Genomic DNA, 26,732 nt, shown 5'->3' on the forward strand with positions numbered 1-26,732 from the left:
CGAGGTCGGGAGGACAGCGCTGTTCCCGGCGTTGCCCCTGGCGATCTGCGCGGCAGGCAGTCCAGCTATGCCCTGAAGCGAATACCCGTACAAAAACCCGCACACGCTAGGATAAGACTCCCGCCCGGCGGGCAAGAAGGCGCTTTTTGCTTCCTTTTTGGCGCCGTCAAAAAGGAAGTCGCCCGGCAGGGCGAAACGCGGCCGTCGACCTACGACATAGCCAATCCGGAGCCACCAGCCTCAGTCACATCAGAGGAGATCTACCTCGCCTTGAGCCGATGCCGGCAGCGATCCCGGGCACGCTGTCGGAACTGCCTGACGGCTCGGCACCCATGCTCAGCTTTCCAGTTCGGCCCAGCCCTGCATGGCCTGTCCGCCGGCGTCGTCCCCCGTCCACAGGATCACCTTGCCGGCTTGCGACGGATCTGCCGTGCCGCCGACCGTGACGGTGTCGATGTCGAACAGCGGGGCCAGACCGCGGAAGCCAAAGCGGCGCACACGTGCCTGCGGCTGTTCGCGGGCGATCAGGTCGAGCATCAGCATGGCTTGCATCGGGCCGTGCACGACCAGGCCGGGGTAGCCCTCGACGTCGCGCGTGTACTCGCGGTCGTAGTGGATGCGGTGGCCGTTGAAGGTCAGGGCCGAGTAGCGGAACAGCATGACCGGATCGGCATTCACGCTCCGGTGCCAGGTCGGCTTGTGCTCGAGGCGCGGACGCGGCGGCTGCGGTTTGCCGACTTCCGGCATGGCGCGGTAGACGATGTCATGGCGCTCCGTCACCGCGGTCTGGCCGTTGACGGTCAGCACGTGGTCGACGGCGACAAACCAGAGTTCGCCGGTGCGGCCGCTCTTGTGCTGCACGTCCTTGATGGTCGAGGTGCGGGTGACGGTGTCGCCGATATGGATGGGCCGATCGAACTGCAGTTCGCTGCCGGCCCACATGCGGCGCGGCAGCGGCACCGGGGGCATGAAGCCGCCGAGCGCCGGGTGGCCGTCGCGGCCGAGTTCCCGCTGCGGCGCGCGCGGCAGGAAGTACAGCCAGTGCCACAGCGGCGGCAGCGGGCCGCGTGCCACGGCTTCGGGATCGAGGTCGAAGGTGGCGGCCAGGCCGTGGACCGGCTCGGGCGTCAGGGTCTCGGTACGGGATTCGCTGCGGCCGATCCAGCCGCGCAGGCGTTCGAGTTCAGGGTGGGTGTCAGTCATGGCTGTCTCTGGATTCGGGTCGGGTGTCATTGCGCCAGCGCCAGCAGGCGGCGGGCCTGCTCGATGACGGGGCGGTCCACCATCTTGCCATCGACCTGCACGGCGTGGCTGCCGCTGGCGGTGGCTTCCAGCACGCGGCGGGCCCAGTCGAGCTGCTCGGGCGTGGGCAGGAAGCCGGCGCGTACCGCGGCGAGCTGCGCGGGATGGATGCACAGCTTGCCGGCAAAGCCGAGCTCGCGTGCGTAGGCCACGTCGTCGGCGAGGACGGCTTCGTCCTTGAGCGCGGTGGTGACGCCATCGATCGGTGGCGGCAAGCCGGCCACGCGCGAGGCGAGCATGATGCGCGCGCGCGCAAAGGCGAGTGCATCGCGGGTATGGCTGCAGCCGAGGTCGACGGCGTAGTCGAGGGACCCGAACGCCAGCCGGGCCACGCCGGGCGCGGTGGCGACGGCGTCGACCTGATGCAGGCCAAGCGCGGTCTCGATGATGGCAACGATCTCGCCTTGCGGATTGACCTGGCGCAGGGCTTGCGCGATGTCGGCCAGCGCGGCAGCGTGTTCTGCCTTAGGCACCATCAGGCCGGCGAGTGCGGTGCCCGGTGGCAGTACACGCAGCCAGTCCATGTCGGCAGCAAAGGCCGGCGACGCACTGTCATTGATGCGGACATACGCGCGGGCGGCCGGACGTTGCGCCAGCCAGGCGGCAATGGCCTCGCGCGCCGCGGGCTTTGCGTCCGGGTGCACGGCGTCCTCGAGATCGAGGATCATTACGTCCGGATTTGCCGCGGTGGCCTTGTCGAAGCGTTCGGGCCGGTCGCCCGGCACGAACAGGTAAGTGACTGCAGTGGACATGTAGAAGCCTCAGCGTGCGGCGGGCAGCCAGTCGTTGACGTTGGGTTCCTGCTCCAGCGCCCACACGCGGCGGATGATGGCGCGCATTTCGGCTTCGCTGGCGCCGTGGCGGAAGGCGCCGAGCTGCAGTGCCTTGGCTTCCAGCTCGGGACGCGACAGCGTGTTGTCCGGATCGCCCTTGGGCACGTCCACGCGCGCGGCCAGGGTGCGGCCATCGGTGGTGCGTACGGTCACGCGGCCGATCCACTGGCGCGGGTAGGCGGCGTTGATCTCGTTGTCGAGCTCCATGGTTACTTTGCCGCGGAAGGCTGCTACCTTCGGGTCCTGCAGCGCATGCTGCTCGAACTCGCCCAGGCCGGCATGGCCGTGCACGGCCACCAGCCCCAGCACCGTGCCCATCGAGAACTTGGCCTGGTGGATGGTGGCGGGACTGACCACCGGGCCGAGCACGTCGATGGCGCCCTGGTGGACGTGCGTGGTGACGCTGGCGATCTGGTCGGCGGTGATGCCGTCGCGCTGCATCAGCGCCTTGAGCGCATCGGCGGCGGGGTGCGTGTGGCGGCACGAGGCGAAGAACTTGAACGAGGTCTCCGCCGTGGCCCAGCGCGTGCCCAGGCCGTCGGTCAGGCAGGCGGGGTTGGCATCGCTCGACATGCCGACGGCCATGCCCTGCGCGCCTTCCAGGATCTGCTTTGCGCCGGTGAAGCCTGCACGTGCGAGCCATGCCGATTGCAGCCCGTCCGCCGCGGCCTTGGCCGTGTGCAGTTGCTTCGAGTCAGCGGCGTCGCGCAGGAATTCCCACAGGCCGGCAGCCTGCGTGCCGGCGGAGCCAAGTGCCTGGTTGATGCCCTCGGCATCGAGGCCGTAGAGCTTGGCGACGGCCGCGGCGGCGGCCAGCGTGCCGACCGTGCCGGTGGTGTGGAACACGCGATAGTGCGAACGGCCCATGAATTCGCCGATGCGGATACCGGCTTCATAGCCCGCAATCGAGGCCAGCAGCACGTCGGCGCCGGTCTTGCCCTCCGCCTGCGCCGCGGCGACGACCGCCGGGAACACCACCGCGGCCGGGTGCAGCACCGAGCCGTTGTGCACATCGTCCTGCTCGACCACGTGCGACGACGCGCCGTTGATCAGCGCGGCGAAGTACGGCGAGGTGCGGCGGCGGTCGACCAGCACTTCGGCGTCGCCCTGCGACGGGCCCATGGCGGCGGCGAATTCCTGGATGCGGCGGATCGCCGGCGCATCCTTGCCGGCAATGGCGGAGGCGATCCAGTCGAGGAACAGGTCCTTGGTGCGCTCGACCACGGGCGCTGGCACGTCGGCCAGCGTGAAGCTGGCCAGGAATTCGCAAAGCTGGCGGGTCGGGTAGGTTTGGTCTGCGGGTTGGCTCATGCCGGCTCCGGGGAATCTTGTTGTAGGTTGGATCAGACGGTCTTCTTGTCCATCAGCGCGGCGATGTCGCCGTCGCCATAGCCAAGCTCGGCCAGGATCTTGCGGCTGTGGGCGCCCAGTGCGGGCACGTCACCCATCACCGGCTCCACGCCGGACAGGTTGGCAGGCGGCAGCAGTGCGTCGATGGGACCGGCCGGGGTGGCGACTTCGCGCCAGCGCTGGCGCGCCTGCAGCTGCGGATGGTTCCATACGCCTTCGATGTCGTTCATCGGGGCATTGGCGATCTGCGCCTGGTCGAGCAGTGCCTCGGCCTGCGCCACGGTCATAGACGCGAAGCGTTCCTCGATGATGGCGGTGAGTTCGGGCCGGTTGCGCACGCGGGCAGTATTGCTGGAGAAGCGCTCTTCCTGCGCCAGTTCCCGGTTTCCGAGCACGATCTCGCAGAAATTGGCGAACTCGCGCTCGTTCTGCACGCTGAAGATGACGCTGCCGTTGCCGGTACGGTGCACGCCATACGGGGCGATGGTCGGATGCGAAGCACCGAAGCGCGCCGGCGGCTTGCCGCCGTAGTGCCCGAAGTAGAGAACCTGGTTCATCCACTCAGCCATTGCCTCGAGCATGGTTACCTGCACGCGCAGGCCCTTGCCGGTGCGGCCGCGCTGCAGCAGGGCCGAGAGGATGCCGCTGTAGGCGTACATGCCTGCCGAGATGTCGGCGATCGAAACGCCAGCGCGCGACGGCTCGCTCGGGCCGCCGGTGAGGCCCACCAGGCCGGCGGCGGCCTGGATCAGCAGGTCATAGGCCTTCTTGTCGCGATAGGGGCCCGAGTCGCCGTAGCCCGAGATGTCGCAGACAATCAGCTTTTCATACTTGCCGTGCAGGCTGTCGAAGTCCAGGCCCATGCGCGCGGCGGCACCGGGCGCGAGGTTCTGCACCTGCACGTCGGCATCGGCCAGCAGGCGGTGCAGGATGGCCTGCGCCTCGTTGTCCTTCAGGTCCAGGGTCAGGCTTTCCTTGCCCCGGTTGAGCCAGACGAAGTACGAGGCCTGGCCGTGCACGGACTGGTCATAGCCGCGCGCGAAGTCGCCCACGCCGGGACGCTCGATCTTGATGACGCGCGCACCAAGGTCGGCAAGCTGGCGCGTGGCGAAGGGGGCGGCAACGGCGTGTTCGAGCGAGACTACCCGGATGCCGTCGAGCGGGCGGATGCCGTTGGGCGTAGATGCGGACATGCGCGGCCTCAGAACGAACGCGGCAGTTCGAGCACGTGCTCGGCCACGAAGGACAGGATCAGGTTGGTCGAGATCGGCGCAACCTGGTACAGGCGAGTTTCGCGGAACTTGCGCTCGATGTCGTATTCGGCGGCAAAGCCGAAGCCGCCGTGCGTCTGCAGGCAGACGTTGGCCGCTTCCCACGAGGCGTCGGCGGCCAGCAGCTTGGACATATTGGCTTCCTTGCCGCAGGCCTTGCCGGCGTCGAACAGCTGCGCGGCCTTGTAGCGCATCAGGCTGGCGGCTTCGACGTTGACGTAGGAGCGCGCGATCGGGAACTGCACGCCCTGGTTCTGGCCGATGGGGCGGTCGAACACGATGCGCTCGCGGGCGTAGTTGCTGGCGCGCTCGACGAACCAGTAGCCGTCGCCGACGCATTCGGCGGCAATCAGGATGCGCTCGGCGTTCAGGCCGTCGAGGATGTACTTCAGGCCCTTGCCTTCCTCGCCGATCAGGTTCTCGGCCGGGATTTCCAGGTTGTCGAAGAACAGCTCGTTGGTCTCATGGTTGACCATGTTGCGGATCGGCTGGACGGTCAGGCCCTTGCCGATGGCATCGCGCAGGTCCACCACGAACACCGACAGGCCTTCGGACTTGCGCTTGACCTGGTCGAGCGGCGTGGTGCGGGCCAGCAGCAGCATCAGGTCGGAGTGCTGCACGCGCGAGATCCACACTTTCTGGCCGTTGATGACGTACTTGTCGCCCTTGCGCATGGCGGTGGTCTTGAGCTTGGTGGTGTCGGTGCCGGTGGTGGGCTCGGTCACGGCCATCGACTGCATGCGCAGCTCGCCCGAGGCGATGCCCGGCAGCCAGCGCTTCTTCTGCGCGTCGGAGCCGTGGCGCAGCAGGCAGCCCATCACGTACATCTGGCCGTGGCAGGCACCGGAGTTGCCGCCGCTGCGGTTGATTTCTTCCATGATCACCGACGCGGCAGTCAGGGACAGGCCGGAGCCGCCATAGCTTTCCGGGATCAGCGCCGACAGCCAGCCGGCCTGCGTCAGGGCCTGGACAAAGGTCTCGGGGAAGGCGTTCTGTTCTTCCACGCGCTGCCAGTAGGCCGAGTCGAAGCCCGCGCAAAGGTCGCGTACGGCTTCGCGGATTTCCGGAAACAGCTGGTCTTGATCCTGTTCTGCAAGCATGGGGTAGGCCCGGTCGATTTGAATGGGGCCATTATTCCCGAGGCCCCCCTGCACCGAAATTCGGATTTGCGAAAGAGCGGCTTAGGAGGGCCGGAAGCGATGCAGTTCTGTGCACCCTGGCTGACGAAGGGCGAAGAAATGCCCGGGGACCGGGCATGGGGGGAGATCTGGCAGAGGCTGGCGACTGGCCGGGCCGCCGGAGGGGGATCCTGTGGGGGTCAATGCATGAACAGCCAGATCAGAATCAGCACGAAGGCCGGGACGCCAAGAAGCCAGGCAAGAATGTACGGCATGGTATTGCTCCTATCCTGTTCCTGTTGGGGTGATTCCACTATAGGGAGGCGGCGCGGCCGGGGGTGTCGGGGCCGTTCCGCTTGCTGTGTAGGATTGCGCCCACGGCATGCGCGAGCGGCGCCGGGAAAGTGCGGCAGGCAAGGCAGCAAGCCGCACGGCATCATCAATATTGGTGATGCTTCCGGGTTCGCGACCCGGCACAATGCACTGGCGGGCCGTGCGATTCCTGTGAGGAGCCGCAGGGCTCGCGAAATCGGGAAGTGGCGACGGAGGACATGCCGGGCTGGCGCAGCCAGTCATGACGGGCATGGAATCCGAGGGGGGCAAACAAGATGGACAGCGCCCGGCGGCCTTTGCGCCGCCGGGCAGCGTCCGCTACCCTCCGGCGGGCCTCACCGGTCCCGGTGCTGTAGCCGCAACCTGCTTCCTGCGCTTTCCCCCCACTCCTTCACCGAATGCGCCCTCAATGCGGGCCAGCGCACGCTGGTGGCGCGGCGGCTGGCCTATGCTGGGCGCCAGCGGTCCTTGCCAGGGCCCGATGCAGTGAAGCAGTGATGCAGTGGAGGGCAGCATGAAGGCAATCATCAGCGACGAAGCGGCACTGGCCACGTTCGTGGGGCCGCGCTTCGGGTACTACCGCGAAAAATGGGAGCAGGCCGCGGCGCACGGCGGCATGTCGTGGAACTGGGCGGCCTTTGCCTGCGGGCCGTTCTGGATGGCCTACCGGCGCATGTACTGGCAGGTCGGCGTCTACGCCATCATCCTTTGCGCTGAACCGGTCCTGCAGGCGCTGTTCCATATCCGGATGCCCGAGCTGGCCCGGCCGATGACATATGCCATGGCGCTGCTGCTCGGCTGCTACGGCAATCAGCTCTACAGATGGCATGCCGAGGCGATGATCCGCCACTTGCGCGAATATCACTTTTCGCCGGAGCTGGTCAGCGATTCGCTGGCACGCAGCGGGCGCACCAGCTGGCTGGGCGTGTTCGCCATGACCCTGCTGATTGCCGTGATGGTGGTGTCGTTGCGGCCGCTGGCGGGGCTGCTCGTCTAGTCAGTTTCAGTTCAGGCAGCCACAAGGAGCGCAATATGATCCGCTTCCTTTCCTGTGGGCACGCCCCTCAGACCGGCTCGCGCGCCGCCTCAACCAGATACTGGATCAGCGTTTCCGCGAACTGCGGCAGCTCGCGCCCCGGGCGGCGGCACAGCCGCAGCTCGCGCTTGGCCCATTCGTCTTCCAGCTGGATGAAGCGCAAGACCTTGCGGCTGGCGTAGCGCCGCGCGCAGCTGTTGGGCACGATGGCGATGCCGGCGCCGGCCTCGACCATGCGGCAGACGGCATCGAAGCTGCCCACCTGGATCCGCAGGCTGATGCGCTTGCCCATACCGCTGGCAATGCGGTCCAGGAACGACTGGATCGCGCTGAACTGGTTGAGCCCGACAAAGCGGCAGGTATCCAGCAGGTCGGCGAAATGCAGCCGCTTGAACTGCGGCAGCGGGTGATTGACGGGCGCGATCACGATCAGCTCGTCGCTGCACAGGTGCATCACGTCCAGGTCCTGGGTGGCGACTTCACCGGCCACGATCCCCAAGTCGGCGGCGCCCGCGCTGATGGCCGAGACGATTTCCTGCGACAGGTGCTCTTCCAGCTCGACATCCACGTCCGGATTCTCGGTCAGGAAGCGCGACAACCCGGCGGCCAGGAAGGAGTTGGTGGCGGTGGTGTTCGCCAGCAGCCTGACGCGGCCCTTCACCCCCTTCGCATACGGGCGCAGGTCGGAATGCAGGCATTCGAGCTCGCGGAAGACCTCGCGGGCGTGGCGCAGCAAGGCGTCGCCGGCCGGCGTGAGACGCACCCCCTTGACCTGCCGGATCAGCAATTGTGTCTGGAAAGCCTCTTCGAGCTGCTTGATGCGCGTGCTCGCCGCCGGCAGCGAGAGGAAGCTGCGCTCCGCCGCACGGGTCAGGTTTTCGGTTTCACCGACGTTGAGGAAAAGGCGCAGGTCGGTCAGGTCGTAATGCATGGGGGGTTCTGTCAGGCCAAAGGCCAGTTTTGTGATTTGTGAATTCCAATGTCTCGCCCGCCAATTTATCGTATCCGGCACGGCAATGACATTGGGCAGGTCCGCTTGCAGGCGTTCGAACCCGCAGGGAAGCCGGCTATCGCACGGAATCTGGCCCGACTATTCGCCCGGACTACGGTCAGGTGACCGGAAAAGTATTCAGAGGAGCAACGCAATGAGCGGTTTGATGGCAGGCAAGGTAGCGCTGGTGACGGGCGCAGGCGGTGGAATCGGGCGCGGCATTGCGCTGGCGATGGTAGCCGCGGGCGCAAAGGTCGTGGTCAATGACCTCGGCGTGTCGATGACCGGCGAAGGCGGCGATGCCGGCCCCGCGCAGCGCGTGGTGGAGGAAATCCGTGCGGCCGGCGGCGAGGCGGTGGCCAATACCGACAGCGTGTCGAGCTGGAACGGCGCCAACGCCATCGTGCAATGCGCGCTGGATAACTTCGGCCGCATCGACGCCGTGGTCAACAACGCCGGCAACCTGCGCGACCGCATGTTCTTCAAGATGAACGAAGAAGAATGGCGTTCGGTGATCGATGTGCATCTTAACGGCACGTTCTTCGTGAGCCGCGCGGCGGCCAACTATTTCAAGGACCAGGAAAGCGGCGCCTACGTGCACATGACTTCCACCTCCGGCCTGATCGGCAACTTGGGCCAGGCCAACTACTCGGCGGCCAAGCTCGGCATCGCGGCGCTGTCCAAGTCGATCGCACTGGATATGCAGCGCTTCAACGTGCGCTCGAACTGCATCGCCCCGTTCGCCTGGAGCCGCATGACCAGCTCGATCCCGGCCGAAACCCCGGAAGAAAAGGCGCGCGTTGCCAAGCTGCAGAAGATGGAAGCGGGCAAGATCGCCCCGGTGGCGGTCTACCTGGCCAGCCCTGCGGCCAGCGAGGTCAACGCCCAGATCTTCGCCGTACGTGCCAACGAGATCATGCTGATGAGCCAGCCGCGCCCGGTGCGCTCGGTGCACCTGAGCGAAGGCTGGACCGCTGAAACGGTGGCCGAAATCGCCATGCCGGCCATGCGCAACAGCTTCTTCAAGCTGGAGCGCTCGCCCGACGTGATTGGCTGGGACCCGATCTGATGGCGGCCATCCAAGGGGCCCTGGCTGGTGTGCGCGTACTGGACCTGTCGCGCATCCTGGCCGGTCCGTGGTGCGCGCAGAACCTCGCGGATCTCGGCGCCGAGGTCATCAAGGTCGAGCGTCCCGGCGTGGGCGACGACACCCGCTCGTGGGGGCCGCCCTGGCTGCCCGATGCCGACGGCCAGCCCTCGCGCGATGCCACCTACTACGCCGGCGCCAACCGCGGCAAGCAGTCGCTGACGCTCGATATCGCCAGCGCCGAAGGGCAGGCCATCGTGCGCGAGCTGGCGGCGAAGTCGCAGATCGTGCTCGAAAACTACAAGGTCGGCGACCTCAGGCGCTACGGGCTGGACTACGAAAGCCTCAAGGCAATCAATCCGTCGCTGGTGTATTGCTCGATCACGGGCTATGGCCAGACCGGCCCCAGCGCGCACAAGCCCGGCTATGACTTTATCTTCCAGGGCCTTGGCGGCCTGATGAGCGTCACCGGCGAGCGCGACGACCTGCCCGGCGGCGGTCCGCAGAAAGTGGGCGTGGCGGTGGTGGACATGCTGACCGGCATGTACGCCACGGTTGCCGTGCTGGCCGCGCTGCGCCACGCCGAGCGTACCGGCGAGGGCCAGCATATCGACATGGCCCTGCTCGATGCCGTGGTGGCGGTCGGCGCCACGCCGATCATCGCCCAGCGCGTGACCGGCAAGGCCATGCCGCGCTACGGCAACGCTCACGCCAACATGGTGCCGTACCACGTGTTTGCCACCGCCGACGGCTACATGATTGTCGCGGCCGGCAATGACGGGCAGTGGCAGGCCTACTGCCGCGGCGTCGAGCGGCCCGACCTGGCGGCGGACGAGCGCTTTGCCACCGGGCCCGGCCGCATCGTCCATCGCGACACGCTGGTGCCGGTGCTCGAAGCCCACATGCGCACGCGCGGCACCGCGCACTGGGTGGAAGCGCTGGAGAAGCAGGGCATTCCGTGCGGGCCGATCAATGACTATGGTCAGGTGCTGGAAGACCCGCAGGTGCGCCATCGCGAACTTCAGGTCGACCTAGTGCGCAGCGACGGCGCCGTCTGCCCGACGGTCAAGAGCCCGCTGCGCCTGTCCGCGACGCCGGTGCGCTACGACGCGGCACCGCCGCGCCTTGGCGAACATACCGAGCGGGTGCTGGAAGAAGTCCTTGGCCTGTCGGGGCAACGGATCGCCGCGCTGCGTGAGCAGGGCGTGATCTGAATCTTGCCGTATGGTCTGACAGCGCCGGCATGCTGCCGGTTTGCTCCCCTCTCCCGCCTGCGGGAGAGGGGCCGGGGGAGAGGGTAGGCGGTCGCATACCACTGGCAATACTTAGTGGATACACCGGCCCTCTCCCCAACCCTCTCCCGCAGGCGGGAGAGGGAGCACACAAACGGTTGTCCGAAACCGGTGGCATTCGCTTGCGCTGAGCGGCGCCGGAAAGGTTTGTCAGCAGTATGCGCCGGCGGTGTTTTCACCGCCGGCTTTTTGCTTCTTCAGGCGGCCGCCTGTTCTGGCTGCCGCTGCATTCCCCTCAGCCGGTACTCCCCCGGCGCCACGCCCGTCCATTTCTTGAAGGCGCGATGGAAGGTGCTCGGCTCGGAAAAGCCGAGCCGCAGCGCCACGTCCTGCAGCGTCAGGCCGGAATGCTCCAGCATGTCGATCGCGACATCGCGCCGCAGGTTGTCCTTGATGCTCTGGTAGCCACGCCCCTCGTCGCGCAGGCGCCGGCGCAAGGTCTGCGGCGTGAGGCGCAGCAACTGCGCCATCTCTTCCAGCGACGGCAGCTCACGGTCCAGTTGCGAGCGCAGGTGCAGGCGGATGCGTTCGGCCAGGCAGCTGCTGTCGCGATAGCGGACCAGCAGGTTGCGTGGAGTATCGCGCAGGAAGTCACGCAGGCTGCAGGCGTCCTGCACGACTGGCAGCCGCAGCCACGCCGCGTCGAAATGCAGGGCGGTGACGGGCTGGCCATAGTGCACCGTGGCATTGAAGACCCGCGCCGAATCGGTCTGCCCTTGCGGAGCGGCGGCGCTGAGGTCGACCCTGGTGAGCGGCACGCGCCGTGCCATCAGCCAGTTTGCCAGCGCGTAGGCGTGCAGGACGAAGGTCGATTCGGCAAAGGCCTGGCACGGCGCGGCTGGCGTGCGGGTGTGCAGCAGCAGGGTGGCAGTGGTGCCATCCGCGCTGCGCTGCAGCCGCGGGGCGAACGCGTCGATGTGCTGCCGGTAGAGGCGCAGGCCGGCATGGATGGCTTCTTCGAGCGTGCCGCAGTGGATCACCGTGCGGCAAACCTGGGCGAATACGCCCGGCGGCACCGGACGGCCGAGCAGGCCCCACAGTTCATCGCGGGTGACGCGGCGCAGTGTGCGGATCAGCGCTGCGTACTGCTCCTGCGTCACGCGCGCGTTTGGCGAGCCCAGCAGCGCCGGCGAAATCGCCGCGCGGCGCAGCAGGGCATCGACGTCCCAGCCCTGCCGGCGCGCGCCCTGCAGGATCCGCCGGACCTGGCAGATGGCGATGGTATGGCGCGCGGGGGCCGGTGCCCCCGCAAGGACTGGCATGGCGTGACCAGCCGCGGCTGGCCCTGTGACGATGCGCTGCCTGACCGTCAATGACGGGCGGTGCGCAGGCGTGGCAACGATGTGCATGAGTCTCCTCGTCCTGGTGGAGCGCGCCGGTCACCGCCTCCTAGTTGCAGGCAGGATTTCCGGTCTGAGCCAGACCTTAGCAAGGGCCGGCCGCAACGCACAATCGGGATTTGCCAAAGGCTGCCTTCCACCTGAGCGATTCGGCCAATCATTTTGGATTGTCTGGTCATTGTCCACGCGCCGCAGCATCGCGCACTCTCCACCTATTACAAAGCCCGGCGCGACCGGGCATCCCAGCCGCCAGGCCGGATCCAGCGGGAACCAGAAACCGGGGACAACCCCGGACACTCCCGCGACAGGAAACACCAAAGGAGACAACCACATGCAGGCAGATCGTCGTAGTGCGTTGCTGCGCCTTGGCGCCACAGCGCTGGCAGTGGGCAGTATCGGAATGGGGTTGCTGGGGGCGAGTGCCGCGCAAGCGGAAGCAGGATTTCCCGCGCGCACGGTCCGGCTGGTGGTGCCTTACCCGGCCGGCGGCGCCACCGACGTCCTGGCGCGCGCGATCGCCGACGGCCTCGGCAAGGCGTGGAAACGCCCCGTCGTGGTGGAGAACCGGCCGGGCGCCAGCAGCATGATCGGCTCCGACGTGGTCGCCAAGGCCGAGCCTGACGGCTACACCGCCCTGCTGACGATCACCACGCTGGTCCAGGCGCCAAGCCTCTATGCCAAGCCGCCGTTCGATCCGGTCAAGGACTTTGTCCCGGTCACCGAACTTGGCACGACCAGCCTGGTTTTTGCGGTGCACAACTCGGTGCCGGCCACTAGCCTGAAGGAATTCATCGCGCTGGTGCGTGCCAGGCCGAAGCAGTTCTCCTACGGTTCCTACGGCACTGGTTCGAGCGGCCACCTGTATGGCGAGATCTTCAATGAGGCCGCCAGGCTGGACATGGTCCATGTCTCGTACAAAGGCGAAGCTCCCGAGCTGAATGACCTGTTGGGCGGCCAGGTGCCGATGGCAGTGATCTCGGTGATGGGCGCCAGGCCCCACGCCGCCTCCGGTCGCCTGCAGGCGCTGGCCGTAACAGGCGCCTCGCGCTCGCCGCAACTGCCCGACGTACCCACGTTCCGCGAGTCCGGCATTGCGGGCATGGACATGACGGGCTGGTTCGGCCTGCTGCTGCCCGCCGGCACGCCGCGGCCGATCGTCGACAAGTTCTCGGCCGACGTCAACCGCGTGCTGGCCCAGCCCGACATCAAGGCGCGCATGAACGATCTCGGCATCGTGCTCACCGGCAGCACGCCCGATGCCTTCAACCAGACCGTGCAGAGCGACTACGCGCGCTGGGGCAAGGTGATCCGTACCCGCAATATCCGACTTGACTAAGCGTTATCTGAGATGAAGCCAGTAGCAAGCACCACCAAGCCTTTCCGTTCCCCCGCCTGGCCGGCCGGCCTGCCGGCCGAGCTGCATGTCCCGCGCACCAGCCTGTTCTACAACGTCGAGGTGGCCGCGCACCGTCATCCGGACAAGACTGCGATCCAGTACTTCGGCACCGCCATCACCTATGCGGCGCTGCATGACGAAATCGAGCGGATGGCGGGCTACCTGCAGCACGCCTGCGGTATCCAGCCGGGAGACCGGGTGGTGCTGTTCAGCCAGAACTGCCCGCAGTTCATCATCGCGTACTACGCGATCCTGCGCGCGGAGGGCGTGGTGGTGCCGGCCAATCCGATGTGGCTGGAGGCCGAACTCGCGCATGTGGTGTCCGACAGTGGCGCCGTGGCCGCGTTTGCCGGCAGCGAACTCTACGACCGCATTGCCAAGCTGCACGGCGAGGCCCTGCGCAATGTGATCGTGCATCACTACGCCGCCATGCTGCGCGACGACGGCGACCTGCCGGTTCCGGCCTGGCTGCGCGAGCCGGCTCCGGCGCTGAGGCCTGCCCCGGGCGGCGCCATGCCGGTTGCCTGGGAAGCCGCCAACAGCGCGGGGCATCGCCCCCTGCCGCACGCTGCCGGATATGACACGTTGTGCATGCTGGCCTACACCTCAGGCACCACAGGCAATCCCAAGGGCTGCATGCACACCCACGGCTCGATGATGAGCGCGGCGGTGGGCTCGCAGGTCTGGCGCAGCAGCACGTCGGAGGCCGTGGTGCTGGCGGTGGCGCCGATGTTCCACCTGCTCGGCATGCAGAACTGCATGAACTCGCCGCTTTACCTGGGCGCAACCGTCGTCCTGATGCCGCGCTGGGACCGTGCGCTGGCGGCGGACCTGATCGAGCGCTACCGCGCCTCGGTGTGGGGCGCGCCGCCCGCGATGCTGGTGGACTTCTTCTCGCAGCCCGGCATCGGGCAACGCGACCTGTCGAGCCTGGCCTTCCTCGGCGGCGGCGGCGCGGCCATGCCCGATGCGGTGGCCAACATGCTGCAGGAGCGCTTCGGCCTGCCGTACGTAGAGGCATATGGCATGACCGAGACGGCGGCTTTCCTGCTGTCCAACCCGCGCCAGAAGCCCAAGCGCGAGTGCCTCGGCATTGCCACCTTCGGCGTCGACGCCCGCGTGATCGACCCGCTTACGCTGGCCGAACTGCCGCAGGGCGAGACCGGCGAGATCGTCGTGCATGGCGCGCAGGTCATGCAGGGCTACTGGCGTAATCCGCAAGCCAACGAGGAGTCCTTTGTCGAGATCGACGGCAAGCGCTTCCTGCGCACCGGCGATCTGGGCTTTATGGACGAGGAAGGCTACTTCTTCATGCGCGACCGCCTCAAACGCATGATCAACGCCTCGGGCTTCAAGGTCTGGCCGGCCGAGGTGGAGAACCTGCTCTATTCGCACCCGGCCATCCACGAAGCCTGCGTGATCGCCGCGCGCGACGCCCACCGCGGCGAGACCGTCAAGGCCATCGTGGCGCTGCGGCCCGATGCCCGCGGCACAGCCGAGGCCGGGCCTGACCAGATCATGGCCTGGTGCCGCGAGCGGCTCGCGGCCTACAAGGTTCCGCGCATCGTCGAGTTCGTCGACGCCTTGCCCAAGTCAGCCACCGGCAAGATCCAGTGGCGCGCCTTGCAGGACCTGGAGATGCAGGCGGACAAATCGAACTGACCCACAGACGCCGGCAACAGAGCGGAAAACCGCCGGACCGGCCGCACAGACCGAAGAGAGAGACAGCATGCAGAGCAGCAGACGAACCTGGCTGGCACAGGCCGGCACCCTGGCAGGCGCCGCCATGCTCGGCCGCGCCGGCGCGGCACTGGCGCAGCCGAACTATCCGAACAAGCCGATCCGGATGATCATTCCCTATCCGGCCGGCGGCGGCACCGATACGGTCGGCCGCCTGGTTGGCCAGCGCCTGGCGGAAGTGCTGGGGCAGCCCGTGGTGGTGGAAAACAAGCCCGGCGCCAGCGGCATGCTAGGCAACGACACGGTCGCCAAGGCGCCCGCCGACGGCTACACCGTGCTGCTGGGCATCACCGCGCTGATCCAGTCGCCCAGCCTCTACAAGCGCACACCGTACGATGTGGCCAGGGACTTCACGCCGGTATCGCTGATCGCCAGGTCGTCAGACCTGTTCGTGGTGCCGAACCGCGTGCCGGCCGGCACGATGCGTGAGTTCCTGGCGCTGGCCAGGACCGGCAAGCTCAGCTACGGCTCGTATGGCAACGGCACATCCGCGCACCTGCATGGCGAACTGCTCAAGCAGCAGGCCGGCATCGAGCTGACGCACATCCCATACAAGGGCGCCGCGCCCCTGGTCAGCGACCTGCTGGGCGGGCAGGTCGATTGCGCCTTCGTGGATGTGACCTCGGCGCACGCCTACCTGAACAGCGGCAAGTTCAAGATCCTGGGCATCACCGGCACCCAGCGCTACAAGGCGCTGCCGAACGTGCCGACCTTTGCCGAACTCGGCCTGCAGGGCTTCGAGCCCAGCGGGTGGTACGGGCTGTTCCTGCCGGCCAATGCACCGAAGGACGTGGTTGCCAGGCTGGCGGCCGAGACCGCGCGCATCGTCAGGCTGCCCGAGGTGACGCAGAAGCTGGCCGGCATGGGCCTGCAGCCGGTTGGCTCGACGCCACAGGAGCTGGCTGCCGTGGTGTCCGGCGACACACCCAAGTGGGCGAAGATCGTGCGCGATGCCAGCATCCAGCTCGACTGAGGCGGTCGCCCGCAGCCGCTTTCCTCCACATTCCGCTTCACGGAGCCAACCGATGGAAACCATTCGCTTCGCCGTCGAGGACGGCATCGCCACCCTGACCCTGGATTCGCCTGCGCGCAAGAACGCCTTGTCGATACCGATGCGCAACGAGATCGGCGAAGCCGTGCGCCGCGTACGGGCCGACGACAGCGTGCGCGCCCTGATCCTGACCGCCGCAGGCACCGATTTTTCCTCGGGCGGCGATATCAGCTCGATGCAGGTCGAGATCAACGCCTCGCAAGGCCGGCGGCGGCTGCAGCAGGTACACGGCTGGCTGGAAGACCTGATCCAGCTCGATGTGCCCGTCATCGCCGCGGTGGACGGCGCTGCCTACGGCGCCGGCTTCAGCCTGGCGCTCACGGCGGACATCATCCTCGCCACGCCGCGTGCGCGATTCGGCCTGCCATTCCTGCGCATGGGCCTGATCCCTGATTGTGGCGTGTTCTACACCTTGCCGCGCATGATCGGCCTGCAGCGTGCCAAGGCCTTGATGTTCTCGATGCGCGAGCTCAACGCGCAGGCTGCGCAAGACCTTGGCATCGTCATGGAAATCGTGCCGCAGGACAGCCTGTCCGAGCGCGCGCAGGCGCTGGCCCGGGCCTTTACCGAGGCCTCGCCGGTAGCGGTCGGGCTGACCAAGCAGGCGCTGAACGCGTCGCTCAACCAGGACCTGCACACCATGCTGGCGATGGAAGCGGACGGGCAGGGCATCGCCTTCTCCACCGGGTACCGCCGGGAAGCCGCGGACCGCTTCATGGCCAAGCAGCCGCTGCGCTACCGCTGGCCCGACTGACTATCCAGCCACCAGGTCTGTCGCGCCGCAGCAATCCCGCGGGCAGGGCAGTCAGATTCCGCCAGCGGGTCTTTGCAACGTATCTATATAGAGCAGGCAGCGCACACCGGCACCCGGAGCGCAGCCCTGTTCACTCCAATCCACTCCGAAACCAGAAGACGTCATGGGATCTCCCGACCATAAATCCGACCACAGCGCTGCATCCACCGTGCGCGAGACACCGTGGATGAACGAAGACCTGGCCATGTTCCAGGAAACCGTGCGCCGCTTTGTCGAGCGCGAGCTGGTGCCGAACGAGGCGCGCTGGGCCGGGCAAGGCTACATCGACCGCGACGTCTGGCGCCGCGCCGGCCAGATCGGGCTCCTGTGCGCCAGCATCCCCGAGGAATACGGCGGCGGAGGCGGCACCTTTGCCCATGAAGCGGTCATCACCCGCGAAATGGCGCGCGGGATCTGCACCAGCCTGGGCAATAACGTGCACAGCGGCATCGTGGCACATTACCTGCTCAACTACGGCACCGAAGCACAGAAGAAAAAATGGCTGCCGCAGATGGCCAGCGGCGAAATGGTCGCAGCCATCGCCATGTCGGAACCCGGCGCCGGCTCCGACCTCAAATCGGTACGCACCCGCGCGGTGCGCGAAAGGACCGCAAACGGAGACTGCTATCGCATAAACGGTGCAAAGACCTTCATCACGAACGGGTATCACGCCGACCTGGTCTGCGTGGTGGCCAAGACCGATCCGGAAGCCGGCTCGCGTGGCGTGTCGCTGATCATGGTGGAGACGCGCGACCTGCCGGGCTTCCGTCGCGGCCGCATTCTCGAAAAGATCGGGCAGAAGGGCCAGGACACTGCCGAACTCTTCTTCGACGACGTGGTGGTGCCGTGCGCCAACCTGCTCGGCACGCAGGAAGGGCAGGGCTTTTACCAGCTCATGCAGCAGCTGCCGCAGGAGCGCATGATCATTGCGCTCGGTGCTGTCGCGAGCATGCAGCGCGCGATCGAGCTGACCACCGAATACGTGCGCGAGCGCAAGGTGTTCGGCCAGCCGCTGGCCGACATGCAGAACACGCGCTTCACGCTGGCGGAGTGCAAGACGGTGGCGACCATTGCCGCGACCTTCGTTGACGACTGCATGCTGCGCCTGATGGACGGCAAGCTCGACGCCGCCACGGCGGCGATGGCCAAGTGGTGGTGCACGCAGCAGAACTGCCAGATCATCGACGAGTGCCTGCAGTTGCACGGCGGCTATGGCTACATGCTCGAATACCCGATCGCGCGGATGTACGCGAACGCACGTGTGGGCAAGATCTATGGCGGCTCCAACGAGATCATGAAGGAGCTGGTCGCGCGCACGCTCTGAGTTGTTGTCAGCAGTGTCAGCGTGCTGCTGCACGCAAGAAACGGAAGCCGGCGAAATCGCCGGCTTCCGTGCTTCTGGTTACAAAACCGGATGTGCAGATAGCGCCGGAAAGGTGTAAGGTTTGTGACAAGCATAGTCAATGGCCCGTCGCGAGCGGGGCTGGGCGCTGAGTGAAATGCGGTGATTGCACAGGCGATATTCACGTTGCGCATTTGCATGAATCGTCAACTCAGACTCCACCATCGCCGTTATTTGACTATGATGAAGTAAAGTCTTCGCAACATGGCTGGGTCCGCCAAGCCGGGGTGGTGAACCGCGAAAGCTGCCGCGAAGCCTCAGGGGAGTAGAACTACTTCGCCTCGGACGGGGGACTCTGACGGGAGTGAGGTATGGACATTTTCGGCCATTACGCCACGCGCTTCGAAGCTCGCAAGGAAGAGGAATACACGATCCAGGAGTACCTGGAGATCTGCAAGAAGGATCCGACTGCCTACGCGACTGCCGCCGAACGCATGCTTGCCGCGATCGGCCAGCCCGAGCTGGTGGACACCCACCACGATCCTCGGCTGTCCCGATTATTCTTCAACAAGGTCATACGCATCTATCCGGCCTTCCGCGACTTCTACGGCATGGAGGACACGATCGAACAGATCGTCTCGTTCTTCAAGCACGCGGCGCAGGGCCTGGAAGAGCGCAAGCAGATCCTGTATCTGCTCGGGCCTCCTGGCGGCGGCAAGTCATCGCTTGCCGAAAAACTCAAGGCGCTGATGGAGCAGATTCCCATCTACGCCATCCAGGGCTCGCCGATCCACGAGTCTCCGCTGGGCCTGTTCTCGCCCGAGGAAGACGGCAAGATCCTGGAAGAGGACTACGGCATTCCGGTCCGCTACCTGAACACCATTGCCTCGCCATGGGCGGTCAAGCGCCTGCACGAGTTCAATGGGGATATCACCAGGTTCCGCGTGGTCAAGCTGCGCCCTTCGGTGCTGTCGCAGATCGCGATCTCGAAGACGGAGCCTGGCGATGAAAACAACCAGGATATTTCCTCGCTGGTCGGCAAGGTCGACATCCGCAAGCTGGAAGATTTTCCGCAGGATGACCCGGACGCCTACTCGTATTCCGGCGGCCTCTGCCTGGCCAACCGCGGCCTGCTTGAGTTCGTTGAAATGTTCAAGGCGCCTATCAAGGTGCTGCACCCGCTGCTGACGGCGACGCAGGAAGGCAACTACAAGGGCACCGAAGGCTTCGGCGCGATTCCGTTCGACGGCATCATCCTGGCGCACTCGAACGAGGCGGAGTGGACGACCTTCAAGGCGGACAAGAACAACGAGGCTTTCCTCGACCGGATCTACATCGTGAAGGTGCCGTACTGCCTGCGCGTGTCCGACGAGGTGAAGATCTATGACAAGCTGCTGCGCAGCAGTTCGCTGTCGGCCGCGCCATGCGCGCCGAACACGCTGAAGATGATGGCGCAGTTCGCGGTGCTGACCCGGATCAAGGAGCCTGAGAACTCCAACATCTTCTCGAAGATGCGCGTCTATGACGGTGAAAGCCTCAAGGACGTGGACCCGAAGGCGAAGTCGTACCAGGAGTACCGCGACTACGCCGGCATCGATGAAGGCATGAACGGGCTGTCGACGCGCTTCGCGTTCAAGGTCCTGTCCAAGGTCTTCAACTTCGACAACACCGAGGTCGCGGCCAACCCCGTGCACCTGCTGTATGTGCTCGAGCAGCAGATCGAGCGCGAGCAGTTTGCGCCGGAGCAGGAAGCGAAGCTGCTGTCCCATATCAAGGAGTACCTGACCACGCCGTTCGTGGAGTTCATCGGCAAGGAAATCCAGACCGCCTACCTGGAGTCTTACTCCGAGTATGGCCAGAACATCTTCGATCGCTATGTGGTGTTTGCCGACCTGTGGATCCAGGACCAGGAGTACCGCGATCCGAACACCGGCGAAATCCTCGACCGCAATGCGCTGAACGACGAGCTCGAGAAAGTGGAAAAACCCGCGGGTATCTCCAACCCGAAGGATTTCCGCAATGAGATCGTCAACTTCGTGCTGCGGGCGCGGGCCAACAACAACGGCAAGAACCCCGTCTGGACCAGCTATGAAAAGCTGCGGATGGTGATTGAAAAACGGATGTTCTCCACCACGGAGGATCTGTTGCCGGTCATCTCGTTCAACGCCAAGTCTTCCCGCGAAGACCAGGACAAGCACGAGAATTTCGTCAACCGCATGGTCGAGAAGGGATACACGCCCAAGCAGGTGAGACTACTGGTGGAGTGGTATCTGCGCGTAAGAAAGTCATCGTAACGGCGCCGCGGAATCAGTCTCTCAACGAGGGCAACTTATGGCTACGGTCATCGATCGGCGCGAAAACGGCGGCAACAAGAGTGCCGTCAACCAGCAACGCTTCATCAAACGCTACCGCGAGCAGATCCGGCAAGCCGTGGCGAAGGCGGTGTCCGGCCGGAAGATCATGGACATCGAGCAGAGTGGCCAGGTGTCCATTCCGGTCAAGGACATCTCCGAACCGATCTTCCATCACGGCCAGGGCGGGCGGCGCGAATGGATTCACCCCGGCAACAAGAAGTTCGTCAAGGGTGATTCCTTCGACCGCCAGCAGCAGGGCGGTGGCGGAGGCGGTTCGCGGGCCAGTGACAGCGGCGAGGGCGAGGACGATTTCGTCTTCACGCTGTCGCGCGAGGACTTCCTGAACTTCTTCTTCGAGGACATGGCGCTGCCGGACCTGGCCAAGCGCCACCTCGCCAAGATTGCCGAAGTGCGCAAGGTGCGCGCCGGCTTTTCCATTGACGGCACGCCATCCAATCTGTCGATCCTGCGCACCATGCGCAGCTCGATCGGCCGGCGCATTGCGCTGTCCAGTCCCTACCAGAAGCGCCTGCGCGAACTGGAGCTGGAGTACAGCGAGGCGCTGGAAAAGGACGGACCATATGCCGAAGGCACGCTGGAACTGATGGAGAAGATGCGCCACCTGCGTGCCTGCATCGACCGCGTGCCCTTCATCGAAAAGCTCGACCTGCGCTACAACAACCGCGTGCTGAAGAAGCGCCCGCAGGCACAGGCGGTGATGTTCTGCCTGATGGACGTGTCGGGGTCGATGGACGAGAGCCGCAAGGATCTCGCCAAGCGCTTCTTCATGCTGCTGTACCTGTTCCTCAAGCGCAACTACGAGCGCATCGATGTCGTGTTCATCCGCCATCACACCGTGGCGAAGGAAGTGGAGGAGGAGGACTTCTTCCACTCGCGCGAGTCGGGCGGCACCGTGGTGTCCAGCGCGCTCAAGCTGATGGTCGAGGTCATCCATGACCGCTATCCGCCGAGCCAGTGGAACATCTACTGTGCGCAGGCCTCGGACGGCGACAACTGGGCCGGCGACTCCGAGCTGTGCGGGCGTCTGCTGCGCGAGTCGATCCTGCCACTGGTGCAGTACTACGCATATGTCGAAGTCGCATCGGAGGAGCCGCAGAACCTCTGGGAAGAGTATCTGACGGTCAAGAGCCATTTCGATCACTTCGCCATGCAGCGCATCATCGGCGCGGACGAGATCTACCCGGTGCTGCACGACCTCTTCCAGAAACGCGCAGCCTGACCAGCACGGCGGGCGCGGAACCTGTAGCATGCAACTGGGGGCGTTCCGGTTCCGGAGGGCCCGCAGCGGACAGCAGTGGGCGCGGCTGCCGTGCCCGGAAATGGGGGTAAAGATGGCTTATCTCTCCACGGGTTCCGAGTGGACCTTCGAGCTGATCAACCGGTATGACCGCGAAATCGCCCGCATTGCCGGCGACTTCGGACTGGACACCTATCCCAACCAGATCGAGATCATCACGGCCGAGCAGATGCTCGATGCCTATGCATCGGCCGGCCTGCCGGTGGGCTACAACCACTGGTCTTACGGCAAGCATTTCCTCGCCTCGGAGCGCAGCTACCAGCGCGGCCACATGGGCCTGGCCTACGAGATCGTCATCAACTCCAATCCCTGCATCGCCTACCTGATGGAGGAGAACACCATGCCGATGCAGGCGCTGACCATCGCGCACGCCTGCTACGGCCACAACTCCTTCTTCAAGGGCAACTACCTGTTCCGCACCTGGACCAACGCGGACGCCATCATCGACTACCTGCTGTTCGCCAAGAACTACGTGGCGGAATGCGAGCAGCGCTACGGCGAACAGGAAGTGGAGCTGCTGCTCGATTCCTGCCATGCGCTGCAGAACTATGGCGTGGACCGCTACAAGCGGCCCAAGAAGCTTTCCATCACCGAAGAGCAGGCGCGCCAGACCGAGCGCGAGAACTACCTGCAGATGCAGGTCAACGACCTGTGGCGGACCCTGCCGAAGCATCGCCCGCATGCGCTGGCGGCTGACGAGGAGAACAACGAACCCGAAGCCTTCTTCCCGCCCGAGCCGCAGGAAAACCTGCTCTACTTCATCGAGAAGAACGCGCCCAAGCTCGCACCGTGGCAGCGCGAGATCGTGCGCATCGTGCGCAAGATCGCGCAGTACTTCTATCCGCAGCGCCAGACCAAGGTGATGAACGAAGGCTGGGCGACGTTCTGGCACTACACCATCATCCACCAGCTGTACGAGGAAAAGCTCGTCAACGATGCGTTCATGATGGAGTTGCTCCAGGCCCATACCAACGTGATCTACCAGCCGCCGTACCACAGCCCCTACTACAGCGGGCTGAATCCGTACACGGTCGGCTTCCTGATGTTCCAGGACCTGCGCCGCATGTGCGAAAACCCCACCGAGGAAGACCGTCGCTGGGCGCCCGAAATCGCGGGCACCGACTGGCGCACGACGCTGGATTTCGCGATGCGCAACTTCAAGGACGAGAGCTTCCTGCTGCAGTTCCTGTCGCCACGGGTGATTCGCGAGCTCAAGCTGTTCTCGGTGCTCGACGACGACCGCGAAGGCAAGCTGCGCGTGACAGCCATCCACGACGACGAAGGCTACCGGCGTATCCGCCAGCTGCTGGCGTCACAGTACGATCTGTCGAGCATGGAACCCAATATCCAGGTCACCAACGTCGATATCGGCGGGGATCGTTCGCTGACGTTGCGTCACCTGCAGAATGATCGTCGGCCGCTGGCGCATAACTTTGATGAAGTTGTGCGGCATGTTACGCGGCTTTGGGGCTTTACCGTGCGGCTGGAGGTGGCTTACGAGGACGGGCGGCGGGAGCTTAAGTATGAGTGCAAGCCGGAGCGGCGGCATCGGAAGACGCCGGGGGGTGGGTTGAGTTTGGCGGCTTGATGGGTTTGGGGTGTTGTTGGTGTGGTGGCTGCGGTTGGGCGCTGTCGATGGTCGATCGCCCCAGGTTTCGCCCCTGAAGGGGCGACCTCCTTTTTGACGGCGCCAAAAAGGAGGCAAAAAGCGCTTTACTGTCCTCGGCGGACGGCCAGTCTTATCGTAGTGTTCGACGGTTTTTGTACGGGTATTTGCTTCAGGGCATAGCTACGATGCCTGCCGCGTGGTAACGAGACGGCGCGAGGCATTGACAGGCCGTCCTCCCGACCTCGTGAGAGCGGAGTGGCACGCAGCTTGAGGCTCGTCGGTATGCGCAGCCGAATCGTGCACCACCGTCGTGGTCCAAAGACTCTTGCCGTAGGCACGCCGTTCGATCACGGTGCCACTCCGCTCTCACGAGGTCGGGAGGACAGCGCTGTTCCCGGCGTTGCCCCTGGCGATCTGCGCGGCAGGCAGTCCAGCTATGCCCTGAAGCGAATACCCGTACAAAAACCGTACCTCACTACGATAAGACTCCCGCCCGGCGGGCAAGAAAGCGCTTTTTGCTTCCTTTTTGGCGCCGTCAAAAAGGAAGTCGCCCGGCAGGGCGAAACGGGGCCGTCGAGCCTTCGACAGAGGCCAGCCGCAGGCACCGAAGTACGAAGCCAGGGCCGTCGCCCATCGACAGAGGCCAGCCGCAGGCACCGAAGTACGAATCCAGGCCCGTCGCCCATCGACAGAGGCCATCAGCAGGCACCAGCTTCAGATCCGCGAAACCAACGCCATCAAGCCGCTTCACACCACCCCCGCACCAACTCAACCACATTGCAATCCCGCTCCGCGCATACCTCCTCGCCCAGCACCCGACTCCACCACCGTTCCGACCCGTCGACCACGCGCCACGCATGCAGCCGGCGCGTATAGAGCTGCAGGTCGCACTCCTCGGTAATGCCAATCGCCCCATGCACCGCATGCGCAATCGCCGCGACCGGCGTCACCGCGTCGCTGGCGCGCAGCTTGCCGATGGCGGCACGCAGCGGATCCGGCTGCGCTGAGGCACTGTCGCATGCAATCTGCGCGGCAAGACGTGCCGCCGCAACATGCTCGGCCATCTCACTGATCTGATGCTGGATCGCCTGGAACTTGCCGATGGCCCGGTCAAACTGCTGCCGGTCGTTGGCGTACTGCAGCGTCACATCGAGCACGTGCGCCAGGGCGCCGGCCATCTGCGCAGCGTGCAGGCAGGCGCTGATGCTGCGCAGCGTGCCGGCAGGAAGCGTCAGCGCGGCGGGAGCAGCGGTATCGGGGCGATACAGCCGGATAGTCTGGTCGGCGTGCGCGCCGGTGGCTTCGGTGCGGGCTTCGGCCGCCGGAAGCAGCAGGCAGCGCGTGCCGTCCTGAACCAGGAACCACCGCGCATTGGCTGCATCGGCCACCAGTGTCGCAACTGCATCCTCGTCAAAGCTGGCGAGCGCGATCGGCTCGCTCGGGCAGGCGATGCCGCTTCCATGGAGCAGCGCGCGCGCGAACAGCGTCTGCGCCAGCGGCAGGGGCATGGCGTGGCGGCCCAGCACGAACAGGACGGGGGCCAGCTCGGACAACGGCAGCGCAGCGCCGCCGGCTTCTTCGGGCAGCAGGCAATCGGCAAAGCCGCTGTCGAGCAGCGTGCGCCACAGCGCAAGCGGGTCGGCGCCCCGTTCGATGGCGCGCACGGTGGCGGGGGGGCAGCAGTCGCGCAGCAGGGTGTCGAGCGCGTCGGAATAGGCGTTATGCATGGACGTGAATCTCGTATGCGTGCAGAAGGTGCGGATGTTCAGCGCAGGCCCAGGCCGCGCGCGATCATGCCGCGCAGGATTTCCCGGGTGCCGCCGCGCAGCGAATAGGAGGGCGCAATCTGGGTGACGTAGGCAAGGGTGCGGTAGAGCGCCCCGTCCGCGGCCAGTGCCGGCTCGTCGCCCAGGGCGGCTTCGACCAGCGCCGGAATCGATTGCTCGAACGTGGTGCCGAGGTCCTTGACCAGGGCCGCCTGCACGACCGGGCTCTCGCCGGCCGCGAGCTTTGCGGTGACTGCCAGCGACATCGCGCGCAGCACGGCAAGGTGGCCGGCCAGCCGGCCCGCGGTCACCGTATCGCGCCGCCCGGCAGGCAGCTTGCGCAGTGCGGCCAGCCAGGTATCGAGCAGCACCACGCTGGAATACAGGCGCTCGGGCCCGCTGCGCTCGAAGGCCAGCTCGGCATTGACCTGTTCCCAGCCGCAGCCTTCCTGCCCGATCAGGGCATCGGGCGCCAGCACCACGTCTTCGAAGCTGACTTCGGAGAAGTGCGCGTCGCCGGTCAGGTCATGGATCGGCCGCACCGTCACGCCCGGCGCGTGCAGGTCGACGATGACCTGCGACAGCCCGCCCTGGCGATCCTGCGCGGTGCCCGAGGTGCGCACCAGCGCCAGCATGTAGTGGCAGCGGTCGGCGTTGGTCGTCCAGATCTTGCGGCCGTTCAGGCGCCAGCTGCCGTCCGGCTGGCGCACCGCGCGCGTGGCGACGCTGGCCAGGTCGGAGCCGGAATTGGGCTCGCTCATGCCGATGCAGAAGAAGGCCTCGCCGCGGCAGATCGCCGGCAGGTAGCGCGCCTTCTGTTCCGCGCTGCCATAGCGCAGGATCAGCGGGCCGCTCTGGCGGTCGGCAATCCAGTGGGCCGAGACTGGTGCACCGGCCGCAAGCAGTTCTTCCACCAGCACGAAGCGCGAGAACGGATCGAGCCCGGCGCCGCCGAACTCCGCCGGCAGCGTGATGCCGACCCAGCCCCGCGCGGCCAGCGCCCGGCTGAAGCCGGCATTGAATCCCATCCACGAGCGCGCCCGGGTTTCGGGCGGCAGCGCGGGCATGTGTTCGGCCAGGAAGGCGCGGACCTGCGCGCGGAATGCAATGGCGTGCGGAGGCAGGGTGGTCAGCTGGAAGGTGGAGAGCAAAGCAGTCACGTTGGAATTCCTGAGGCCTGATGGCCGGGGAAAGGCTGGTTCAGTGTGTTCGCTCCTGTCTCCCGCTTGCGGAGGAGGGGAGCAAACCGGCGGCGCTTTCATATGGCGCCGGTGAATACATCACTGCTGGTGTGCTCCCTCTCCCGCTTGCGGGAGAGGGTTGGGGAGAGGGCCGGCGCGTCAACGAAGTGAAGCGCCGTGGCATATCAACGGCCTGGCCCCCCCCCCCCCCCCCCCCCCCCCCCCCCGC

20 protein-coding genes are annotated in these 26,732 nt (G+C 65.8%); 11 read left to right on the forward strand and 9 right to left on the reverse strand.

Translation table 11 applies throughout. The features are described 5' to 3' along the window. Nucleotides 1–336: 336 nt before the first annotated feature. Genes RM96_RS30315 through RM96_RS30335 form a run of 5 tightly spaced genes read right to left on the reverse strand, consistent with a single transcriptional unit; the run spans nt 337 to nt 5,856 of the window. Nucleotides 337–1,203 (reverse strand): FAS1-like dehydratase domain-containing protein, encoded by an 867-nt coding sequence (locus tag RM96_RS30315; protein ID WP_039015437.1) that lies wholly within the window; start codon nt 1,201–1,203, stop codon nt 337–339. A 26-nt stretch (nt 1,204–1,229) separates the two neighbouring features. Then, nucleotides 1,230–2,054 (reverse strand): HpcH/HpaI aldolase/citrate lyase family protein, encoded by an 825-nt coding sequence (locus RM96_RS30320; protein WP_039015438.1) that lies wholly within the window; start codon nt 2,052–2,054, stop codon nt 1,230–1,232. Between the two features lie 9 nt (nt 2,055–2,063). Beyond that, nucleotides 2,064–3,446, reverse strand: coding sequence for an MmgE/PrpD family protein (locus RM96_RS30325; protein ID WP_039015439.1), 1,383 nt, complete (start codon nt 3,444–3,446; stop codon nt 2,064–2,066). Between the two features lie 32 nt (nt 3,447–3,478). Continuing rightward, nucleotides 3,479–4,678 (reverse strand): CaiB/BaiF CoA transferase family protein, encoded by a 1,200-nt coding sequence (locus tag RM96_RS30330; RefSeq protein ID WP_039015440.1) that lies wholly within the window; start codon nt 4,676–4,678, stop codon nt 3,479–3,481. Nucleotides 4,679–4,686: 8 nt separating this feature from the next. Beyond that, entirely contained in the window at nt 4,687–5,856 is a 1,170-nt protein-coding gene (locus RM96_RS30335) for an acyl-CoA dehydrogenase family protein (RefSeq protein ID WP_039015441.1), read from the reverse strand. An 865-nt stretch (nt 5,857–6,721) separates the two neighbouring features. Here RM96_RS30335 and RM96_RS30340 point away from each other — a divergent pair. Continuing rightward, a complete protein-coding gene (locus RM96_RS30340; protein WP_039015442.1) occupies nt 6,722–7,204 on the forward strand; it encodes a DUF2628 domain-containing protein in 483 nt (160 codons plus the stop codon). Between the two features lie 67 nt (nt 7,205–7,271). Here RM96_RS30340 and RM96_RS30345 read toward each other — a convergent pair whose 3' ends face one another. Further along, nucleotides 7,272–8,174 (reverse strand): LysR family transcriptional regulator, encoded by a 903-nt coding sequence (locus tag RM96_RS30345; RefSeq protein WP_039015443.1) that lies wholly within the window; start codon nt 8,172–8,174, stop codon nt 7,272–7,274. Between the two features lie 214 nt (nt 8,175–8,388). Between RM96_RS30345 and RM96_RS30350 the strand changes: the two genes are divergently transcribed. Together RM96_RS30350 and RM96_RS30355 are read left to right on the forward strand one after the other, a co-directional pair. Then, a complete protein-coding gene (locus RM96_RS30350; RefSeq protein ID WP_039015444.1) occupies nt 8,389–9,303 on the forward strand; it encodes an SDR family NAD(P)-dependent oxidoreductase in 915 nt (304 codons plus the stop codon). Continuing rightward, entirely contained in the window at nt 9,303–10,535 is a 1,233-nt protein-coding gene (locus RM96_RS30355; RefSeq protein WP_082016793.1) for a CaiB/BaiF CoA transferase family protein, read from the forward strand. Before RM96_RS30350 ends, RM96_RS30355 begins: the two co-directional genes overlap by 1 nt. A 275-nt stretch (nt 10,536–10,810) precedes the next feature. Here the strand turns inward: RM96_RS30355 and RM96_RS30360 are convergent, their stop codons facing one another. Further along, nucleotides 10,811–11,962, reverse strand: coding sequence for an AraC family transcriptional regulator (locus RM96_RS30360; RefSeq protein ID WP_039015445.1), 1,152 nt, complete (start codon nt 11,960–11,962; stop codon nt 10,811–10,813). A 322-nt stretch (nt 11,963–12,284) separates the two neighbouring features. Here RM96_RS30360 and RM96_RS30365 point away from each other — a divergent pair, with 322 nt between their 5' ends. From RM96_RS30365 to RM96_RS30400, 8 genes are all read left to right on the forward strand, one after another. Continuing rightward, nucleotides 12,285–13,289, forward strand: coding sequence for a Bug family tripartite tricarboxylate transporter substrate binding protein (locus RM96_RS30365; RefSeq protein WP_039015446.1), 1,005 nt, complete (start codon nt 12,285–12,287; stop codon nt 13,287–13,289). 12 nt (nt 13,290–13,301) lie between these two features. Further along, on the forward strand, nt 13,302–15,011 hold the full coding sequence (locus tag RM96_RS30370) for a long-chain fatty acid--CoA ligase (protein WP_039015447.1): 1,710 nt from the start codon (nt 13,302–13,304) through the stop codon (nt 15,009–15,011). 67 nt (nt 15,012–15,078) lie between these two features. Then, complete coding sequence (locus RM96_RS30375) at nt 15,079–16,062, forward strand: Bug family tripartite tricarboxylate transporter substrate binding protein (RefSeq protein WP_039015448.1); 984 nt, start codon at nt 15,079–15,081, stop codon at nt 16,060–16,062. 52 nt (nt 16,063–16,114) lie between these two features. Then, nucleotides 16,115–16,894, forward strand: coding sequence for an enoyl-CoA hydratase/isomerase family protein (locus tag RM96_RS30380; protein WP_039015449.1), 780 nt, complete (start codon nt 16,115–16,117; stop codon nt 16,892–16,894). Between the two features lie 163 nt (nt 16,895–17,057). Then, entirely contained in the window at nt 17,058–18,257 is a 1,200-nt protein-coding gene (locus RM96_RS30385) for an acyl-CoA dehydrogenase family protein (RefSeq protein WP_039015450.1), read from the forward strand. A gap of 389 nt (nt 18,258–18,646) precedes the next feature. Beyond that, the gene (locus RM96_RS30390) at nt 18,647–20,569 is read left to right on the forward strand and encodes a PrkA family serine protein kinase (protein ID WP_039015451.1); all 1,923 of its coding nucleotides are present in this window, start codon (nt 18,647–18,649) and stop codon (nt 20,567–20,569) included. 37 nt (nt 20,570–20,606) lie between these two features. Then, nucleotides 20,607–21,869, forward strand: coding sequence for a YeaH/YhbH family protein (locus RM96_RS30395; RefSeq protein ID WP_039015452.1), 1,263 nt, complete (start codon nt 20,607–20,609; stop codon nt 21,867–21,869). Between the two features lie 112 nt (nt 21,870–21,981). Beyond that, nucleotides 21,982–23,535, forward strand: a complete 1,554-nt coding sequence (locus RM96_RS30400) for a SpoVR family protein (protein ID WP_039015453.1) — start codon at nt 21,982–21,984, stop codon at nt 23,533–23,535. A gap of 758 nt (nt 23,536–24,293) precedes the next feature. Here RM96_RS30400 and RM96_RS30405 read toward each other — a convergent pair. Both RM96_RS30405 and RM96_RS30410 read right to left on the reverse strand, forming a co-directional pair. After that, entirely contained in the window at nt 24,294–25,283 is a 990-nt protein-coding gene (locus RM96_RS30405; RefSeq protein ID WP_039015454.1) for an acyl-CoA dehydrogenase family protein, read from the reverse strand. A gap of 38 nt (nt 25,284–25,321) precedes the next feature. Continuing rightward, nucleotides 25,322–26,482, reverse strand: a complete 1,161-nt coding sequence (locus RM96_RS30410) for an acyl-CoA dehydrogenase family protein (protein WP_039015455.1) — start codon at nt 26,480–26,482, stop codon at nt 25,322–25,324. Nucleotides 26,483–26,732: the final 250 nt, after the last annotated feature.

The organism is Cupriavidus sp. IDO (assembly GCF_000812465.1).
GTDB lineage: Bacteria > Pseudomonadota > Gammaproteobacteria > Burkholderiales > Burkholderiaceae > Cupriavidus.

Coding starts and splice junctions, on each gene's coding strand:
- RM96_RS30335 (WP_039015441.1), bottom strand. CDS start 5,856: ATGCTTGCAGAACAGGATCAAGACCAGCTGTTTCCGGAAATCCGCGAA.
- RM96_RS30390 (WP_039015451.1), top strand. CDS start 18,647: ATGGACATTTTCGGCCATTACGCCACGCGCTTCGAAGCTCGCAAGGAA.
- RM96_RS30395 (WP_039015452.1), top strand. CDS start 20,607: ATGGCTACGGTCATCGATCGGCGCGAAAACGGCGGCAACAAGAGTGCC.
- RM96_RS30360 (WP_039015445.1), bottom strand. CDS start 11,962: ATGCACATCGTTGCCACGCCTGCGCACCGCCCGTCATTGACGGTCAGG.
- RM96_RS30340 (WP_039015442.1), top strand. CDS start 6,722: ATGAAGGCAATCATCAGCGACGAAGCGGCACTGGCCACGTTCGTGGGG.
- RM96_RS30365 (WP_039015446.1), top strand. CDS start 12,285: ATGCAGGCAGATCGTCGTAGTGCGTTGCTGCGCCTTGGCGCCACAGCG.
- RM96_RS30330 (WP_039015440.1), bottom strand. CDS start 4,678: ATGTCCGCATCTACGCCCAACGGCATCCGCCCGCTCGACGGCATCCGG.
- RM96_RS30350 (WP_039015444.1), top strand. CDS start 8,389: ATGAGCGGTTTGATGGCAGGCAAGGTAGCGCTGGTGACGGGCGCAGGC.
- RM96_RS30355 (WP_082016793.1), top strand. CDS start 9,303: ATGGCGGCCATCCAAGGGGCCCTGGCTGGTGTGCGCGTACTGGACCTG.
- RM96_RS30315 (WP_039015437.1), bottom strand. CDS start 1,203: ATGACTGACACCCACCCTGAACTCGAACGCCTGCGCGGCTGGATCGGC.
- RM96_RS30380 (WP_039015449.1), top strand. CDS start 16,115: ATGGAAACCATTCGCTTCGCCGTCGAGGACGGCATCGCCACCCTGACC.
- RM96_RS30325 (WP_039015439.1), bottom strand. CDS start 3,446: ATGAGCCAACCCGCAGACCAAACCTACCCGACCCGCCAGCTTTGCGAA.
- RM96_RS30345 (WP_039015443.1), bottom strand. CDS start 8,174: ATGCATTACGACCTGACCGACCTGCGCCTTTTCCTCAACGTCGGTGAA.
- RM96_RS30385 (WP_039015450.1), top strand. CDS start 17,058: ATGGGATCTCCCGACCATAAATCCGACCACAGCGCTGCATCCACCGTG.
- RM96_RS30405 (WP_039015454.1), bottom strand. CDS start 25,283: ATGCATAACGCCTATTCCGACGCGCTCGACACCCTGCTGCGCGACTGC.
- RM96_RS30370 (WP_039015447.1), top strand. CDS start 13,302: ATGAAGCCAGTAGCAAGCACCACCAAGCCTTTCCGTTCCCCCGCCTGG.
- RM96_RS30400 (WP_039015453.1), top strand. CDS start 21,982: ATGGCTTATCTCTCCACGGGTTCCGAGTGGACCTTCGAGCTGATCAAC.
- RM96_RS30375 (WP_039015448.1), top strand. CDS start 15,079: ATGCAGAGCAGCAGACGAACCTGGCTGGCACAGGCCGGCACCCTGGCA.
- RM96_RS30320 (WP_039015438.1), bottom strand. CDS start 2,054: ATGTCCACTGCAGTCACTTACCTGTTCGTGCCGGGCGACCGGCCCGAA.